The organism is Rhodobacteraceae bacterium M385 (assembly GCA_025141835.1).
Taxonomy (GTDB): Bacteria; Pseudomonadota; Alphaproteobacteria; order Rhodobacterales; family Rhodobacteraceae; genus Gymnodinialimonas.
Map to the genome: position 1 here is coordinate 2,515,366 of CP081102.1, position 15,722 is coordinate 2,531,087.

Below are 15,722 nucleotides of genomic sequence, written 5' to 3' on the forward strand. Positions count from 1 at the left end.
CGGGCCTTCGCTTGCGTGGCGCTAAGCTATTGCAACGTCACATCCGCGACGTGGCTGTCGTAGAAGTAGAGCTGATAATCCCCCGGAGCACCGGATCCGAGGTAGAACATCGTCAGGGTCGTCGTCGGCCCGGCCCCATCGCCGTCCCAGCTGATCGAACTGCTGAAACCGTTACGGATGGATCCGCTGGTGGATCGGCCCAAGCTAATCAGGGGCAAGCCCTCTGGCCCGACCAAGGCAAAAGCGGTGTTGCGGTTGAAGACTTGGTTCTCTCCGGGTTCATTGTCGGTGTCGGCGCTGACAAATGGCGTCATCTCGATCTCGACCCGTGTAATCACCCCAAGACCCGGCACGATGCGCCCGTCGATCGTGTTGCGGCTCACGCGGTCCTCGGTCACCAATTCTGGCGTTGTGGAGATGTTGACGACCTTGATGTCGTAAAAGCTGGCCGCGGCCGGCATTTCCGTGGCCTCTACGGCAAGATCAACCGGCAAACGCAGGGCATCGGTGCCCTCTCCAATCACCAAGGTGGCTGTGGAGGCATCGGCGGGTACGGTGAACACAAGGTTCAAATAGGCACCTGCGGTCTCATCGGGGAAGTCGCGGGGGCGCCGCGCCGACAGGCTGCTGCCGCCGCGCTGGACGTTGGGGAAGAAATCCACCCGACCCCAAGCGCTGCGCCCTTCGGTTTCGGTGTCGAGTTGCAATTCGATATCGCTCGAGGAAATCTGGATGCGTTCCAGCTCGTCGCTCCACGCGACGGAGAAATCCACATCGAGATAAATGAAGTCACTGTCAGCCCCAGATTCGTACGTGTGCTGTGCACAGCAGGGAGAGGCCATCTCGGTATCAATATTGCGCAAAATATCGTGGCGCGTCACCGTCATGCTCGTCAGGGTCAAGGCTTCTGTCTGGGCTGCGGCATCGGTAGCGGGCATGGCCACAAGCCCCGCAAGAATCCCTGCCGACAGAGCGTTAAATTTAAGGGGTCTGATGAAATTCATAAACGGTCTCCAAGTGAGTACACAGCCCTCAGCCCCCCGAAATGAGCGCCGATAAAGCGGTTAGAACAGTATGATCTTGCGCGATTATCTTGGTCCAATCCACATGTTTGTGAAAAGGAGGGAATTTCCCTCTTGCGCCTTGCGTGAACTCTTATTAGGAAGCGCTCATTCAAGTGAGCGGGCGTAGCTCAGGGGTAGAGCATAACCTTGCCAAGGTTAGGGTCGGGCGTTCGAATCGCCTCGCCCGCTCCAATTTGAACCACTTCTACCCCAGTGGTTTATCGACAGGGTCGCCTTAACCGGCGGCCCTTCGTCGTTTCTGGGCCTTGGCTGATTTCCCTTCCGTTCCGGCGATCTGTGCAAGGCTGCCACGGCGCCGCCCTCTGCCCCAATCCGGCCTTCCCAGGGCCCCACCTGCCCCCTATACACGGCTCAACACAGCGCCGCGGCCCCACACCTGCGTCGCGACGATAGGAGAGGCCCAATGCGCACAGCCCAGATCACCCGCAAAACCGCCGAGACGGATATCTCGGTCGAAATTAACCTTGATGGCGCGGGCACCTACGACAACCAGACCGGTGTCGGTTTCTTTGATCATATGCTCGACCAACTGGCGCGCCACGCGCTGATCGATATGACGGTACGCTGCTCGGGTGATTTGCACATCGACGATCACCATTCGGTCGAAGATGTGGGCATTGCCCTTGGTCAGGCATTGACCGAAGCGATGGGCGACAAACGCGGCATCAAGCGCTACGGCGAATGCGTTCTGCCAATGGACGACGCCCGTGTGGCTTGCGCGCTTGACCTGTCGGGGCGGCCGTTTCTGGTCTGGGAGGTAGAGATGCCAACCCAGAAAATCGGCACGTTTGACACAGAATTGGTGCGCGAATTCTTCCAAGCCTTCGCCACTCACGGCGGCATCACGTTGCACATCACCCAAGCGGCGGGTTTCAACAGCCACCACATTGCCGAGGCGGCGTTCAAAGCCGTGGCCCGGTCCCTGCGCGACGCCCTAGAGGTTGATCCACGCAAGGCCGATGCAATCCCTTCGACCAAGGGCAGCCTTTAAGGCACTACAACCGCGATTGGCCTTGGACACGAGGCCAATCAGCGCCCTCCAGATACGGGAAGCACCCCAATGACGACGGTCCTGATTGATTACGACGCGGGCAATCTGCACTCGGCCGAGAAAGCGTTTCAGCGCATGGCGCGGGAAACCGATGCGGGCCCACTTGTGGTCTCGTCCGACCCCGATGTCGTGGCCCGTGCCGACCGGATCGTTCTGCCCGGCGACGGCGCTTTCCCGGCCTGTCGCAACGGGTTGAAACTGTTCGGCGGCCTAGAGGAAGCCGTGCTGGAAGCCGTTGAGATTAAAGGGAAACCCTTCCTAGGTATCTGTGTCGGCATGCAGATGATGACAAGCTGGGGGCGGGAGTATGAAGACACCGCCGGCTTCGACTGGATTCCCGGCGAGGTGATTGAAATCGCGCCCTCGGACCCGTCCCTAAAGGTGCCGCATATGGGGTGGAATGATCTGGTGATCGACCGCCCCCACCCGGTGCTAGAGGGTGTGAAAACAGGCGATCACGCCTATTTCGTCCACTCCTACGCGATGAAACCTGCCCAAGACGCGCAGGTCTTGGCCCATGTGGATTATGGCGGGCCGGTTACGGCCATTGTTGGACGCGATACAATGGTTGGGATGCAGTTCCACCCCGAAAAAAGCCAATCCGCGGGGCTTCGCATGATCGCCAACTTCCTGGCTTGGCGGCCTTAGCTGCCCGTTCCCGGCATTGCGCATCGCACCTGTCCATTTAGACAGGTCTACCCAGAGACAGCCCCCATCTTTTTGATTTCGCCGCCCCGTTTTGCGGGTGTTACCTGACGCGCCCAGAGGCTAGCCTTCACGGATACGTGATTCATCAACCTCAGGAGCTTCCTTTGATCCGTTTTGCTTTAGCCGTTCTGGCCCTTGTCGGCCTGTCGGCCTGTACGCCCACCACAACCGTCATCTATCCAGAGAACTACACAGCGGCCAATTGCTTCACCGGCAACTATGTCTTTGATCTGGAACTGGAAGTTCCCCACGCCTACGGTCAGATCGTGGCCTTGACACAGCATTCGCGCGACAACGCGGGCCTGCGCACCGTTTGCCGCCTTGTTCCCGGCCCGAATCCCACGCCGTTCGGCCAAGGATACCCGATCTATTCCGGCGAAGTAGATAATGGCCGCGATGGTCTATGCGTCAGCGCCCGGACGACGAACGGCGGCCACGTTCTGTCTTGTGCGTCTTCCTCTCAGGTCCGTCGCGCGATGAACGCCCCGGCGGGCACCCGTGCCTCGACCATCCGTCTTTCGCGTTGGCAGCCCTACGGTAGCTAAGCCGCAACCTTTCGCGAGTATTGAACCACAAAGGGTGGCCCCTCGGGACCGCCCTTTTTTCTTGAAGCCTCAGGCGCTTATTGTACGCGGGTCCAGTTCTGTCGAGCGCAAATCAAGCCGCCCGCCACGCAGCCGCGCAGGGTGAGGGCGTTGCCGCTCAGGCTCATCCGGCCAATGTAGATGCGGTTGTTAGATGGCCGCCAGACAGAGCCCTCGTAGGAGCCGTCGCCGTTGGGGACCATATCGATCACGATCTGACGCCCAAGGTTCGGGGACTGGTATTCGCCACTGGAATTGAATGTACGGCTGATGGTGCCGCAAACCGCCGCGCCACAACCGGAAATCGTGACATAAGCGTAAGAGCCGTCGTCCACCTCGGTTTGCCAAACGCCATGGGCCGCATCCGCAAGCGCCGCGCCGGTCATGCCGAATGTGGCCATGCATGCGGCCAATAGATACTTCTTCATGTGATGATCCTCCCAAATCTCTCTGCTCAGACCGTGGCTAAAGTTTCCCCCTTCTGGCAAGAGTGACGTGGCGGCGGCTGACCCTTGCGCTGACGCGACACATGGGGGAAAACCCGCAAAACCTAGCAGACCGAAGGATGCGCCCAGATGATCCTCTACCCCGCCATCGACCTTAAAGACGGCAAGGCCGTGCGGCTTTTGCGTGGCGAAATGTCGGAGGCGACGGTCTTCAACACCGATCCCGCCGCCCAGGCCAAGGCGTTCCAGGATGCGGGCTGCCAATGGTTGCATCTGGTGGACCTGAACGGCGCGTTTGCGGGGGAGCCGGTGAACGGCGCGGCGGTCGAGGCGATCTTGGCTGCCACCTCGGTGCCCACGCAATTGGGTGGCGGCATCCGTGACATGGCCACGATCGAGATGTGGTTAGACAAAGGCATTGCGCGGGTGATCTTGGGAACGGTGGCCGTCGAAAACCCCGATCTGGTGCGCGAGGCCGCCCGAGCTTTCCCCGGCAAAGTTGCCGTGGGCATCGATGCCCGCAAGGGGCGCGTAGCCACCAAAGGATGGGCGGAAGAAACCGACGTGATGGTCACCGATCTGGCCCAAGCGTTCGAAGACGCGGGCGTCGCCGCCATCATCTACACCGATATTGACCGGGATGGTGCCATGGGCGGGCCCAATGTGGCGGCCACCGCTGATCTGGCCCGCGCCACTTCAATCCCCGTGATCGCCAGTGGCGGTGTCTCGTCCATGGCCGATCTCACGGCGCTGAAGGATACGGGCGTGATCGCGGGTGCGATATCGGGCCGAGCTTTGTACGATGGGGCGCTTGATTTGGGTGAAGCCCTCGCGGCGCTGGCATGAATGACGCGGTCCTTGGATCGTTCTTGTTCCTTGGGCCGTTGTACCTGATTTGCGGCCTGTTTCTTTTGTGGGCTTGGTTCAGCGCCGGTTTCAAACTGGCGCGCATCTTGCGCTACAGTGCCCTATTTTGGGCCGTCTGGCTGACCCTTTGCTTCGCATTGATGTTGTATGCCATGGGCAATTGCGACGGTAACTGGCTGTATGGCTTCGGCCGTTGCGATTCCCTAGCTGTGGAAAGCGCGAATTTTATCATCACGCTCGCGGGGATAAGCTTGGCGGTCGGTGTGCTCTATGGGGTGCTGTTGCTGGTCGGCGGCGCGATCACCGAAATCGTCATTCGCGCTGGCAAACCGTAACAACCGGACCACTCCAGCACGTGACACGGCTTCCCCCCTGCCCCGCAATCCCCTAAGACATCCCCATGTTAAAAACACGCATCATCCCCTGCCTCGACGTGGCCGAAGGTCGAACCGTTAAGGGCGTTAACTTTGTTGACCTGATCGACGCGGGCGACCCGGTGGAACAGGCTCGCGCCTATGACTTGGCAGGCGCGGATGAGCTTTGCTTCCTCGACATCAAAGCTACCCACGAAAACCGCGGCACCATGTATGATCTGGCCACCCGCACCGCCGAGCAGTGTTTCATGCCGCTCACCATCGGGGGCGGCGTGCGCACGGTAGATGACGTGCGCAATCTGCTGTTGGCCGGGGCCGATAAGGTCAGCTTCAACTCTGCCGCTGTGGCCGATCCAAGCTGTGTTGCCCGGGCGGCGGACAAGTTCGGCTCTCAGTGTATCGTCGTGGCGATTGACGCCAAGACAGTGGCCCCCGGCAAGTGGGAGATCTTTACCCACGGCGGCCGCAAAGCCACCGGCATCGACGCGGTGGAGTTTGCCAAAACGGTCGTGGCCCAAGGCGCGGGGGAGATCCTTTTGACCTCCATGGACCGCGACGGCACCAAGGCGGGCTTCAACCTGCCCCTGACCCGTGCCGTGTCTGACGCTGTACCGGTGCCTGTCATCGCATCGGGCGGGGTTGGCACGCTAGACCACCTTGTCGAAGGCGTAACCGAGGGCGGCGCTTCTGCCGTACTGGCCGCCTCCATCTTTCATTTCGGCACTTACACCATCGCCGAGGCCAAACAACACATGGCCGACGCCGGCATCCCCGTGAGGCTCACATGACCCCACTGCACCAGCTTTCCGACACGATTGCCGCCCGCAAAGGGGCGGACCCCGATACCTCTTGGACCGCCAAACTGCTGTCCAAAGGCCCCGAGAAATGCGCCGAGAAGTTCGGTGAAGAGGCCGTGGAAGCGATTATCGAAGCAGTCAAAGGCGACCGGGAAAAACTGACGTCCGAGGCCGCCGACGCGATCTATCACCTGCTGGTGATGTGCGCCGCCCGCGACGTGTCGCTTGCTGATATCGAGGATGAACTGGCACGCCGTCATGGCACCTCGGGCATCGCGGAAAAAGCCGCCCGACAGCCGTAGACCGGGCCTCGGCCCGGTGCGCCCTGCCAATGTAAACCGGGCTTAAGCCCGGGGCCACCCGACGCCCGCAAACCGGGCTTAAGCCCGGTCTACAGCCCCCAAATTCACAATTTCGAACTGATGATCCCGGTGTTGAACCCACCCATCCGCAGCTCTCCAAACAGGCGCTGATATTCGATCTTTGGGCAGCGATCCTGAATCACCGTCAGCCCCGCTGCTTCTGCCATTGCGGCGGCCTCTGCGTGGATCACGCCAATCTGCATCCAGATAACCTTTGGCGGCGTTGGCAGCGCAAGGGCGGCATCGACGATATCCGGCACATGCTCGGGCCGCCGGAAAATATCCACCACATCCACCGGACCCGCCGCCGCTAGATCCGCCACGACGGTTTCGCCAAACAGCTCCTTTCCCACATGGACCGGGTTCACCGGCACCACGCGAAAGCCTTTCAGCTTCAGGTATCGCGCCACGTAATGGCTTGGCCGCACCGGATTGGGCGACACGCCCACGCAGGCAAAGCTACGGGAAGAGCGCAACACATGGCGCAACAGATCATCAGAGGGAGTCGTCGTCATGGCCCCACCCTATCAAACAAAAAAGGCGCCCGCAGCGGGTTTTCACCGGCGGGCGCAGTTTCGGAACGAGGGACAGAGATGGGCGCGCAGGGTTCCGTCCCGCGCTGCCTGATTCCTATATGGGGCCTGTAACCGGATCTTGAAGGTCGGCAACAAAAACGTGATCGCGCCGGAAATGGCCTAGTCGAAAATGTCCTCGATCACGTCAAACGCCTCTTCCAGCGCTTTTTTCCAGATCGACGAGCGGCGTTTCTTCTTCTTGCGCCCCTTCTTGGGCCGCTCTGCCGCCCGGTCCTTTGGTCGATAGCCATGGGGGGCGATTGTTTCCGGGGATCGTTTCACGCCCTCGCGCCGCGCCTCGGGCGGCTTCAGCCATTTCATCTCGTGCAACGGTGCCCCGCAAGCGCCACAGGCCAGCTCATGCCCCTCCCGCGCAGTCAGGCGCAGGGTTTGCCTGCGTCCGCAGTAACAGCAGGTCGCGATCTTCGTGGCATGTGGCATCGGCGTATTAGCCCCTCGTTAGGGCATATAGGGCCACCGCCGCCGCGTTGGAGACGTTGAGCGACCCGAAGTCGCGGGCAAAGGGGATTTTCGCCAGTTCGTCGCATAATTCGCGTGTACGCTCACGCAGCCCCGGCCCTTCAGCCCCCAGAACCAGCGCGATGTTACTTTCCGCGTGGCGGGTAGCGACGGCGTCGATGGGTTCTGCCCCCTCTTCCGCCAAGCCGACCATCCAAAAGCCATCGGCCTTTAGGGCCTCCATCGCGTCGCCAAGGTTGCCGATGCGTGCGTAGGGCATCCGTTCCAACGCGCCCGAAGCGGTTTTGGCCAAAGCCCCGGTTTCCGGCGCAGAATGGCGGGCGGGGGCGATTACGGCGGTCGCGCCGAACACCTCGGCCGAGCGGAGAATCGCGCCCACGTTGTGCGGATCACTCACCCGGTCCAGCATCACCACAACCGAACGTTTGGCCCCATCGCCGCGCGCCAAGGCCCGCCAATCACCCCAATCGAGCGGTTTGACCTCGACCGCAGCCCCCTGGTGGACTGATCCAGCATCAAGGGGCACAGGGAATTTGCGGGGATCGGCGATCTCTGCCTCAATCCCGCGTGCGTCGATGGCATCGGCCAGTTTGCCCTGCGCATTCAGGGACACGACCAAGCGCAAGACCTGCCGATCTGGGTTGGCAAGGGCATCGCGCACGGCATGAAGGCCGAATAACCAGATGGTTTCCGCCGCCGCCGCCCGTTTGCCGCGTTCTTTATCAATCACCCAAGTCGGTTTTTTGGCCATGATACCCTCAGCCTTTGTGTGTGGCTTCCTTACTGCGCAGCACTTGAGCCAAGCGCAAGGCGCATTCCCGCTTGACCCCCCCGCCGGACGTCGATATTCCGCGCTCACGCCGGAGAAATCCGGCCCCGGTGGGCGACAGGCCGCAAGGTGTGGCAGGGGACTGTAACTCCCTCGAGGCGACTCACGCCTGGTTCGATTCCAGGGTCGCCCACCATTTCACTTCTCGACATGATTGATGGAACCAGCCCACCCCACGGGGGCGGCGTTTTTTGGCACCCTATCTGGAAAACGGCCACACCCAGCGAGGGAATGGCGGTCGTTGATTCATCGGCCCCTTAGGACAGTGCCGGATCGACCATAGGCTTGGGTGTGGGGACGGCCCGGTTGGCCCGCTTCTCCCCCAGCATCAGCATCGCAGGGGTCACGACGAGGGTGAGGATCGTGGCCACAATCAACCCGCCCGCGATGGCGCTGGAAAGCTCGGTCCACCATTGGGTGGAAGGCGCGCCGTAGACGATTTCGCGGGTAAAGAAATTGATGTTCAAGCCAATCACCATGGGCATCAGCCCCAGAGCTGTCGTGATCGAGGTCAACACAACCGGACGCAAGCGTTGTGCGCCCGTCCGCAATGCGGCCTCCAGCGGCGACTGCCCGGCGCGTTTGAGGTCATTGTAGGTGTCGATCAGAACGATATTGTTGTTCACCACGATGCCTGCCAATGCGATCACCCCGATTCCGCCCATCACCACGCCAAATGGGCGTCCGGTAATGACCAACCCCAGCAAAACCCCCGCGACCGAGAAGATGATTGCGCTCATCACGATGAAGCTTTGGTAGAAGTTGTTGAACTGGGTCACGAGGATCACGAACATCAACACGATGGCAGCGATAAAGGCACTGACAAGGAAGATCATCGCGTCGGCCTGATCCTCGGCCTCGCCCGCAAAGGTGTATTCAGCCCCAGCCGGTAGCTCTGCGGCCTCCAGTGCGGCCGTCAGCGCGATGACCTGATCGTTCACCAAGACATCAGGGGCCACGTTTGCTTCGATCGTGACAACGCGGCGTTCGTCGAGGCGGCGAATGGTGCCGACCCGTTCAGTCGGGGCGAACGTCACAAAGTTGGAGATCGGCACAAGCCCCGAGGCTGTCGGCACCTGAAGATTGCCAAGCTCGGACAAGGACCGTTCCTCGTAAGGAAAGCGCACCCGGATATCGAGCGAGCCGTCCGCGTCATCGGGGCGATAATCCGCCACGGCAATCCCCCGGGTCAGTAGTTGCAAGGCTTGGCCCAAAAGGCTGACATCCGCGCCATAGCGCGCCGCCTCGGCCCGGTTCACGATGACCGCGACCTCTACCCCCGGAAGCGGGCGCGTATCGGTGACATCCGTGAACCCGCCGACCTCATCCATAATGCCGCGCACGATGGCCACGGCCTCTTCCTGGGCTTCCGGCGATCTTGCGCGGATTTGCAGGTTGATCGGTTTGCCCGCCGAGGGCCCGCCGGTTTCGGTCTGCACCTGCACGTCAATGCCAGGAATGTCGGCCACGGCGGCGCGGATATCCACGCCAAGGGTCTCGGCGGTGCGGCGCATGTCCCAATCAATCAGCTCCAATTGGATCGTTCCGATTGTCTCCTCGTCGCCGCTCCCCGCGCTCATGGTGGACCGAGCGTAGACACTGGCCACTTCATCGAAATCAAGCATCCGGTCTTCCACCATCCGCACCAATGCGTCGCGTTGATAGATCGAGAAATTATCGCGCGCCCGCACCTGCACCTGCATCACGTCAGGTTCCACCGAGGGGAAGAAGCTGACGCCATTGCCGAATTGGCCATAGATGCCAAAGCTGCCCAGAAGCATAGCAATTGTAAGCAAAAGCGTCGCGCCGGGGCGCAACAACGCCCATTGCAGCAGGCGGACGTAAGCGCCGGTGAGCCCCCGGATATCACGGGGATCTCCAGTTTCAGCCGCCTCCATCGCCTGTTTCGCCGCCGCCGATTGCGGTTGTTTCTTGCCAATGATCCCACCCACGACGGGAATGAAGATCAACGCCATGAACAGCGACGCCGAAAGGGTCAGGATCACGGTGATCGGCATGAATTTCATGAACTCCCCCACCATGCCGGTCCAAAACAGCAGCGGGAAGAACACGCTGAGCGTTGTGGCGGTCGAGGCGATGATCGGCCACGCCATGCGCTTGGCGGCGAAGGCATAGGCCTGCTTGGGCTTGGCACCCTCTTGCAGCTGCCGTTCCGCCAATTCTGTCGTCACAATAGCGCCGTCCACCAACATGCCGACCACTAGGATCAAGGCGAACAGCACCACGATATTCATCGTGTAGCCCATCGCCCAAAGCGCCGTGACACCGGCCAAAAACGCGCCGGGTATGGCCAGCCCCACAAGGATGGCCGAGCGGAAGCCCAAGGCGTAGACGATCACGATCATCACCAAGGCCACGGCCGCAATCACGTTGGCTTCCAGGTCGCTCAGCAGGTCTTGCACCTGTTCGCTTTGGTCGTTGAGGTAAGTGATCTCCACCGTTTCCGGCCAATCAACGCGCAGCTCTTCCACCAAGGCGCGCACCTGCGCCACCGTCTCGATGATATTCGCGCCCGATCGTTTCGTGATCTCCAGCGCCAAGGCAGGCTGCCCGTCAATGCGGGCGTAGCCCGTGGGGTCATCGAATGTGCGGCGCACTGTGGCGACATCGCCAAAGGTCACAACGGTCCCGTCGCGCACCAAGACCGGCATGCCCATGACGTCTTGCAGGTCTTCGATCAGCCCCGGCACGGTCAGCACGATCCGCCCTGCCCCGGTTTCAATCGCCCCCGCCGCGATCAGGCGGTTGTTGCGGGTGATCTGGCCGATCAATTCGTCGAACGACAGGTCGTAGGTCTGGAACACGGTGGGGTCGATCAGGACCTCTAGAAACTCCGTGCGCTGGCCGCCGATATCGACCTCTAACACGCCGGTCAGAGCTTCGATTTCTTCCTGCAATTCCTCGGCCAAAGCGTTCAACGTGCGCTCGGGCACTGGGCCGGAAAGGACGGCCGTGATGATCGGGAACAGCGCGGTGTTAATTTCGGTCACCGATATGTCGTAGGCGTCGTCGGGAAGTTCTCCCTGCACGCGGTCAACCGCGACGCGGATGTCGGCCAGCGCCTCATCGTTATCGCCGCCAGGCTGGAACTCCAGCTGGATCGAGGCCGAGCCTTCGGCGGCAAAAGCTTCCATCGATTGCAGGCCGCTGATGCCCGCGAATTCCTGCTCCATCGGCTCAATCAGCAGACGCTCGGAATCCGTGGGGCTGATTCCGTCAAGGCCCGTGTGCACATAGAACAGCGGCAGCGGGACTTCAGGATTGGCCTCTTTCGGGATCGAGACATAGGCAATGGCGCCCACGGTCAGAACCATCAAAAGCGCAATGAAAATAACGCGCGACCGCGAGAATGCGGCGTCGATCAGCGTGTTCATCAGCTTGCCTCCTCAAACTGAGGACGCACTTCTTCGCCATCGCTGACATAGCCTTGCCCCACGGTGATAAGGTTAATTTCATCCGGCAAGCCCGACACCCAGATGCCGTCGATTTCTGCGCGTACAATCTCGATCGGGTAGAAGTGGACGATGTTCTCTGCGTCCACCGCTTTGATCCCTAACTGCCCTTCGGGCGACAGCGACACGATAGAGGGCGATAGGAAATGCGCCGTCACTTCTGCCGTTGGAATGGTGATTTCCGCCGAGATCCCCGCCGCGATCGCGCCGTCCTCATTGGGTAAGGACACCTCTGCCAGGAAGGTCCGCGTGGATTGCGCGGCAGCGGTGCCCACGAAGGTCACGGTTGCTTCCCGGGTCTCTCCGGTGATGAAGGTCACATTGGCCGGCAAGCCGCTTTCAAGGCTGCCAAGCGCTTGTTGCGGGACTTGGAATGACACCGTCAGGGGCGAGTTATCGACGATGCGCCCAATCTCGGCCCCCGCTTGCACGAACTCTCCGGTATCAATGTCCAGCGCCTCGATCCGCCCGGCGAAAGGCGCGACGATGACCATATCGGCCAAGGCTTCTTCCGCGGCGGTCAGCTGCGCATCGGCTTGGGTGAAGGCAGAGCGTGCCTGTTGCACCCGGTCCACCGTGGCCACGCCGCGTTCCAGCAAGGTTTCCGCGTTTTCCAGATCGCGCCGTGTGCGGATGACCTCTTGCTGCGCTTGGGCCAACTGCGCCTCGGCCCGTTCGCTGCTGATCCGGGCAATCAACCTGCCCTCTTCCACATAGTCGCCCATGCTGATTAGCAATTCCGCGATCTCGCCCGAGGCTTCGGCGCGGATCAACGTGTCACGATCGGGCAGCGCTTGGCCTTCGGCGTTGAAATACAGCGTGACAGGCTGCGCCACAGACTGTTGCACCGCCACGGCTACAGCAAGGGGAGCGTTGGGGGCTGCGGCTTCCTCTTCGGGTTCTTCAGAGGGCACGACAAAGCCGCTGCCCATCCACCCCACAAGCACCAGCGTCAACAAAGCGGCGATCCATGTGGAGCGGGAAGAGCCCTTATCGGTGTCAAACTGCAACCCTGCATCCGGCGTGGGCGCTTGCGATACGGTGGTGTCTTCCGTCATCGGAAGCGGATCAGAAGACGCGCTTTCTTCCGAGACTACGGGTTTTTCGGGCGCCGTATCGGTCGTTTTTGGCAGCGCTTCAGCGGCATCTTTGTCAGTGGATTTCGTCATGGTCTATTCCTTGGCAGCCGCGCCGGGCGCTGGTTCATTCAGGTGATCGAGGGCAAAGCTAAGGCTTTGATCAATCGCAGCATAAAGCCCCGCAAAATCGCCAATGCGAGCTTTGATTTCGGGGCAACATTCGGGGAGGCTGGCAGCCGTTTCCAACACCTCATCTCGGGCGCGGCGCACTCCATTCTGAGTGCGCTTCAACATATTTTCATGGGGGTTCGCGGTCAGTTGAAAGTAGTCCTGCCGCTCTCCGGGCTTAGAGACCCGTTTTAGCACGCCCCGGTCCTCCAATATGCGCACGCTAGAGCTGATGCTGGCGCGGCTGACCTGAAGCCGTTCGGCCAAATCCCCGAAAGACACGGTGTCATTGTCGAAGATGAACATCCCAAACATGCGCCCCGCCGTCTTCGGCAGGCCGTCGCCTTGGGCCATCAGACCCACCTTCTCGATGAATTCTGATCGGATCGGGTCGAGGTTGGGGGCCGAGGTCACGGCGGTCTCCTTCATCAATATGCGCGTTCTATCGCAGCAAAAACTGGTCTTGAAAAGTGCGTTCAGTTAAAACTGAATAAAAAGAACGTAGCGTCAGCATAGGGAGATGGGGCGGAAAAACGGGGTTACAAGGGTCCGCGGAAAGACATTTCTGAAAATGCTTAGGTGCCCGCGATAAACCGCCAAAGGAATACGCCGCTCATGCCGAAGCCGATCAGGCCGATCAACGCACGTACCGCGCGCTTGGGAAGGCGCCGCGCCAGGGGGGCGCCTGCGTATCCGCCAAGCGTCGCCGCGATCATCATCGCAACCGCGTAGGGCCACGCGACCAAGCCCGCAGCGGCAAAAATTCCCACGGAAATCAGAGAGATCACAAAGCTAAGGCCGTTCTTCAGCCCGTTCATCTGGTGAATGTCGCTCATCCCCCACAGGGCGAAGAGGGCCAGCAAGACAATCCCAAGGCCGCCGTTGAAATAACCCCCATAGACGGCCACCGCGAACAGACCGATAGCCCCCTCCGGAGTGACGCCCCTTGCCCGCGCAGCAGCAAACGCCCGGATCTTCTCGCCGTACAAAAACGCAAGGGTGGAGGCGAGCAGCAGAAACGGCACCACCGCCGAGAACGCCTCGTTCGACGATACCAGCAGCAAGCCAGAGCCCACCGCAGCGCCCGCCAAGGCCACCATGCTGAGCCGGAGCAAGCGGGCACGGTTGTAGCTGGCCAATTCCTCTCGGAAGCCCAAAGCACCTGCCAGATAGCCGGGAAAGACCGCCACGGCGCTTGTGGCATTGGCAGCCACGGGCGGCACGCCGACCATGACAAGAGCCGGAAACGTCAGAAACGTGCCCCCGCCCGCAATGGTGTTTAAAACGCCGGCCCCAAAAGCAGCCGCCACAAGGATCAGAAGGTCTATCATCGTAAATGCCCTAGCGGAAATGAAACAGCCCCGCCAGTGACGGCGGGGCTGAGAAAGCGCTCTATCGGGTTGGCTTACTTGCCGGAAAGGCTTCCGCCGCCCTGGCCAGACATCCCGCCCGAGACTTCTTCGGTCGCCTCAGCCGCCAGCTCTTCGGGCAGCACAAGGTTCAGCACGATCGCGATTAGCGCCGCAGGCAACAAGCCCGAGGTCATCAGAATACGCAGCGTGTCCGGCAGATGCTGCACAGCGCCCGGCTCTAGCTGCAAGCCAAGGCCCACTGACAGGGAGATCGCGAAGATCACCATGTTGCGGCGGTTCCAGTTCACATCCGACAGCATCGATACGCCCGCTGCCACAACCATGCCGAACATTACGATAACGCCGCCGCCCAGAACTTCGATCGGGATGGTGTTAATCAGAGCGCCCACCTTGGGCACAAGGCCGCACAGAATCAGGAACAGAGCACCGATGGTGACGACATGGCGGCTCATCACGCCGGTCATGGCGATCAAGCCCACGTTCTGGCTGAACGAGGTGTTGGGGAAGCCGCCGAAGATACCCGCAATCGCGGTGCCGACACCGTCTGCATAGGTTGCCCCAGTGATCTCTTTATCGGTCGCCTCTCGGCCCGCGCCACCTTTGGTGATGCCAGACACGTCGCCCACGGTCTCCACCGCCGACACAAAGGCCATCAGGCAGAAGCCCACGACTGCCGCGATGCTGAACGAGAAGCCGTATTTGAACGGTTCGGGCAGCGCGAAGACCGCCGCGCGGTTCCAGCTAGAGCCGATCCCGTCAAACGTGACCATACCCATGGCCAGCGCAAAGACGTAGCCCACGAGAATGCCGATCACGACTGCGGAAACCGACAACATGCCCTTGGCGAAGAACTTCAAACCGAGGGTCACGAAGATCACCACCAAAGCGGCGGACCAGTTCAACAGGCTGCCATATTCCGGCGTGCCAATGGCGGGCACACCGCCGGCCGCGTATTGAATGCCAACTTTGACCAGCGCCAGACCAATCATTGTGACCACAAGGCCGGTGACGAGTGGCGGCAGCGCGAAGCGGATTTTGCCAATGAACGTCGCCAGAAGCGCGTGGAACAAGCCGCCGATGATAACGCCGCCAAACAGGGCTGGAAGCGCCTCCACCCCTTGGCCCGCAACCAGCGGGATCATGATCGGAATGAACGCAAATGACGTGCCTTGCACGATGGGCAGCTTCGCCCCCACTGGACCCAGCCCGATGGTCTGAAACAGCGTGGCGATACCGGCAAACAGCATCGACATCTGGATCAGATAGGTCATGTCAGGGAAGCCATTGGCCCCCGCATCCGAGCCGAAGCCAAAGCCCGCAGCCCCGGCAATGATGATCGCGGGCGTGACGTTTGACACAAACATCGCCAGCACATGCTGAATGCCTAGGGGAATGGCGCGGTGCAGCGCCGGGGTGTAGTTGGGATCGCGGAGCTGTTCCGGTGTCCCTATCGAATTATCCGTCATTGGTC

The 15,722-nt window shown here is 61.0% G+C and carries 17 protein-coding genes and 2 tRNA genes; 9 read left to right on the plus strand and 10 right to left on the minus strand.

Annotated features, from left to right (window positions below):
- Positions 1–26: 26 nt before the first annotated feature.
- Positions 27–1,004 (minus strand): hypothetical protein, encoded by a 978-nt coding sequence (locus K3728_12230; GenBank protein ID UWQ94481.1) that lies wholly within the window; start codon positions 1,002–1,004, stop codon positions 27–29.
- Between the two features lie 177 nt (positions 1,005–1,181).
- On the opposite strand from K3728_12230, the gene K3728_12235 reads away from it, so the two are divergent.
- The 4 genes from K3728_12235 (at position 1,182) to K3728_12250 (ending at position 3,389) form a co-directional block, all read left to right on the plus strand.
- Positions 1,182–1,256 (plus strand) — tRNA-Gly (locus K3728_12235).
- Positions 1,257–1,488: 232 nt separating this feature from the next.
- Positions 1,489–2,076: an imidazoleglycerol-phosphate dehydratase HisB gene (gene hisB / locus K3728_12240; protein UWQ94482.1), complete on the plus strand. Its 588-nt coding sequence runs from the start codon at positions 1,489–1,491 to the stop codon at positions 2,074–2,076.
- Between the two features lie 69 nt (positions 2,077–2,145).
- On the plus strand, positions 2,146–2,784 hold the full coding sequence (gene hisH, locus K3728_12245; protein UWQ94483.1) for an imidazole glycerol phosphate synthase subunit HisH: 639 nt from the start codon (positions 2,146–2,148) through the stop codon (positions 2,782–2,784).
- A gap of 164 nt (positions 2,785–2,948) precedes the next feature.
- Positions 2,949–3,389, plus strand: coding sequence for a hypothetical protein (locus K3728_12250; protein UWQ94484.1), 441 nt, complete (start codon positions 2,949–2,951; stop codon positions 3,387–3,389).
- Between the two features lie 77 nt (positions 3,390–3,466).
- On the opposite strand, the gene K3728_12255 is transcribed toward K3728_12250, so the two are convergent.
- Positions 3,467–3,856, minus strand: coding sequence for a DUF2147 domain-containing protein (locus K3728_12255; protein UWQ94485.1), 390 nt, complete (start codon positions 3,854–3,856; stop codon positions 3,467–3,469).
- Between the two features lie 147 nt (positions 3,857–4,003).
- Between K3728_12255 and hisA the strand changes: the two genes are divergently transcribed.
- The 4 genes from hisA (at position 4,004) to K3728_12275 (ending at position 6,214) form a co-directional block, all read left to right on the plus strand.
- Positions 4,004–4,720, plus strand: coding sequence for a 1-(5-phosphoribosyl)-5-[(5-phosphoribosylamino)methylideneamino]imidazole-4-carboxamide isomerase (gene hisA / locus K3728_12260; protein ID UWQ94486.1), 717 nt, complete (start codon positions 4,004–4,006; stop codon positions 4,718–4,720).
- The gene (locus K3728_12265; protein UWQ94487.1) at positions 4,717–5,076 is read left to right on the plus strand and encodes a hypothetical protein; all 360 of its coding nucleotides are present in this window, start codon (positions 4,717–4,719) and stop codon (positions 5,074–5,076) included. Before hisA ends, K3728_12265 begins: the two co-directional genes overlap by 4 nt.
- A gap of 65 nt (positions 5,077–5,141) precedes the next feature.
- Positions 5,142–5,903 (plus strand): imidazole glycerol phosphate synthase subunit HisF, encoded by a 762-nt coding sequence (gene hisF, locus K3728_12270; protein ID UWQ94488.1) that lies wholly within the window; start codon positions 5,142–5,144, stop codon positions 5,901–5,903.
- Positions 5,900–6,214: a phosphoribosyl-ATP diphosphatase gene (locus tag K3728_12275; GenBank protein UWQ94489.1), complete on the plus strand. Its 315-nt coding sequence runs from the start codon at positions 5,900–5,902 to the stop codon at positions 6,212–6,214. Before hisF ends, K3728_12275 begins: the two co-directional genes overlap by 4 nt.
- A 104-nt stretch (positions 6,215–6,318) precedes the next feature.
- Here the strand turns inward: K3728_12275 and K3728_12280 are convergent, their stop codons facing one another.
- The 3 genes from K3728_12280 to rlmB form a co-directional block, all read right to left on the minus strand.
- A complete protein-coding gene (locus K3728_12280) occupies positions 6,319–6,789 on the minus strand; it encodes a CoA-binding protein (protein ID UWQ94490.1) in 471 nt (156 codons plus the stop codon).
- Between the two features lie 180 nt (positions 6,790–6,969).
- A complete protein-coding gene (locus tag K3728_12285; GenBank protein UWQ94491.1) occupies positions 6,970–7,290 on the minus strand; it encodes a hypothetical protein in 321 nt (106 codons plus the stop codon).
- A 7-nt stretch (positions 7,291–7,297) separates the two neighbouring features.
- Positions 7,298–8,080 (minus strand): 23S rRNA (guanosine(2251)-2'-O)-methyltransferase RlmB, encoded by a 783-nt coding sequence (rlmB, locus tag K3728_12290; protein UWQ94492.1) that lies wholly within the window; start codon positions 8,078–8,080, stop codon positions 7,298–7,300.
- A gap of 130 nt (positions 8,081–8,210) precedes the next feature.
- Between rlmB and K3728_12295 the strand changes: the two genes are divergently transcribed.
- Positions 8,211–8,294: transfer RNA gene (locus tag K3728_12295), tRNA-Tyr, on the plus strand.
- A 121-nt stretch (positions 8,295–8,415) separates the two neighbouring features.
- Here the strand turns inward: K3728_12295 and K3728_12300 are convergent.
- From K3728_12300 to K3728_12320, 5 genes are all read right to left on the minus strand, one after another.
- Positions 8,416–11,553: an efflux RND transporter permease subunit gene (locus K3728_12300; GenBank protein ID UWQ94493.1), complete on the minus strand. Its 3,138-nt coding sequence runs from the start codon at positions 11,551–11,553 to the stop codon at positions 8,416–8,418.
- Positions 11,553–12,800 carry an efflux RND transporter periplasmic adaptor subunit gene (locus tag K3728_12305; protein ID UWQ94494.1) on the minus strand — a complete coding sequence of 416 codons (1,248 nt, stop codon included), beginning with the start codon at positions 12,798–12,800 and terminating at the stop codon, positions 11,553–11,555. Before K3728_12305 ends, K3728_12300 begins: the two co-directional genes overlap by 1 nt.
- A 3-nt stretch (positions 12,801–12,803) precedes the next feature.
- Positions 12,804–13,307 (minus strand): MarR family transcriptional regulator, encoded by a 504-nt coding sequence (locus K3728_12310; GenBank protein UWQ94495.1) that lies wholly within the window; start codon positions 13,305–13,307, stop codon positions 12,804–12,806.
- 146 nt (positions 13,308–13,453) lie between these two features.
- Positions 13,454–14,209 carry a sulfite exporter TauE/SafE family protein gene (locus K3728_12315; GenBank protein UWQ94496.1) on the minus strand — a complete coding sequence of 252 codons (756 nt, stop codon included), beginning with the start codon at positions 14,207–14,209 and terminating at the stop codon, positions 13,454–13,456.
- A 74-nt stretch (positions 14,210–14,283) separates the two neighbouring features.
- Positions 14,284–15,717, minus strand: coding sequence for a purine permease (locus K3728_12320; GenBank protein UWQ94497.1), 1,434 nt, complete (start codon positions 15,715–15,717; stop codon positions 14,284–14,286).
- Between the last annotated feature and the right edge of the window lie 5 nt (positions 15,718–15,722).

Coding starts and splice junctions, on each gene's coding strand:
- K3728_12230 (UWQ94481.1), bottom strand. CDS start 1,004: ATGAATTTCATCAGACCCCTTAAATTTAACGCTCTGTCGGCAGGGATT.
- hisB (UWQ94482.1), top strand. CDS start 1,489: ATGCGCACAGCCCAGATCACCCGCAAAACCGCCGAGACGGATATCTCG.
- hisH (UWQ94483.1), top strand. CDS start 2,146: ATGACGACGGTCCTGATTGATTACGACGCGGGCAATCTGCACTCGGCC.
- K3728_12255 (UWQ94485.1), bottom strand. CDS start 3,856: ATGAAGAAGTATCTATTGGCCGCATGCATGGCCACATTCGGCATGACC.
- hisA (UWQ94486.1), top strand. CDS start 4,004: ATGATCCTCTACCCCGCCATCGACCTTAAAGACGGCAAGGCCGTGCGG.
- K3728_12265 (UWQ94487.1), top strand. CDS start 4,717: ATGAATGACGCGGTCCTTGGATCGTTCTTGTTCCTTGGGCCGTTGTAC.
- hisF (UWQ94488.1), top strand. CDS start 5,142: ATGTTAAAAACACGCATCATCCCCTGCCTCGACGTGGCCGAAGGTCGA.
- K3728_12275 (UWQ94489.1), top strand. CDS start 5,900: ATGACCCCACTGCACCAGCTTTCCGACACGATTGCCGCCCGCAAAGGG.
- K3728_12280 (UWQ94490.1), bottom strand. CDS start 6,789: ATGACGACGACTCCCTCTGATGATCTGTTGCGCCATGTGTTGCGCTCT.
- K3728_12285 (UWQ94491.1), bottom strand. CDS start 7,290: ATGCCACATGCCACGAAGATCGCGACCTGCTGTTACTGCGGACGCAGG.
- rlmB (UWQ94492.1), bottom strand. CDS start 8,080: ATGGCCAAAAAACCGACTTGGGTGATTGATAAAGAACGCGGCAAACGG.
- K3728_12300 (UWQ94493.1), bottom strand. CDS start 11,553: ATGAACACGCTGATCGACGCCGCATTCTCGCGGTCGCGCGTTATTTTC.
- K3728_12305 (UWQ94494.1), bottom strand. CDS start 12,800: ATGACGAAATCCACTGACAAAGATGCCGCTGAAGCGCTGCCAAAAACG.
- K3728_12310 (UWQ94495.1), bottom strand. CDS start 13,307: ATGAAGGAGACCGCCGTGACCTCGGCCCCCAACCTCGACCCGATCCGA.
- K3728_12315 (UWQ94496.1), bottom strand. CDS start 14,209: ATGATAGACCTTCTGATCCTTGTGGCGGCTGCTTTTGGGGCCGGCGTT.
- K3728_12320 (UWQ94497.1), bottom strand. CDS start 15,717: ATGACGGATAATTCGATAGGGACACCGGAACAGCTCCGCGATCCCAAC.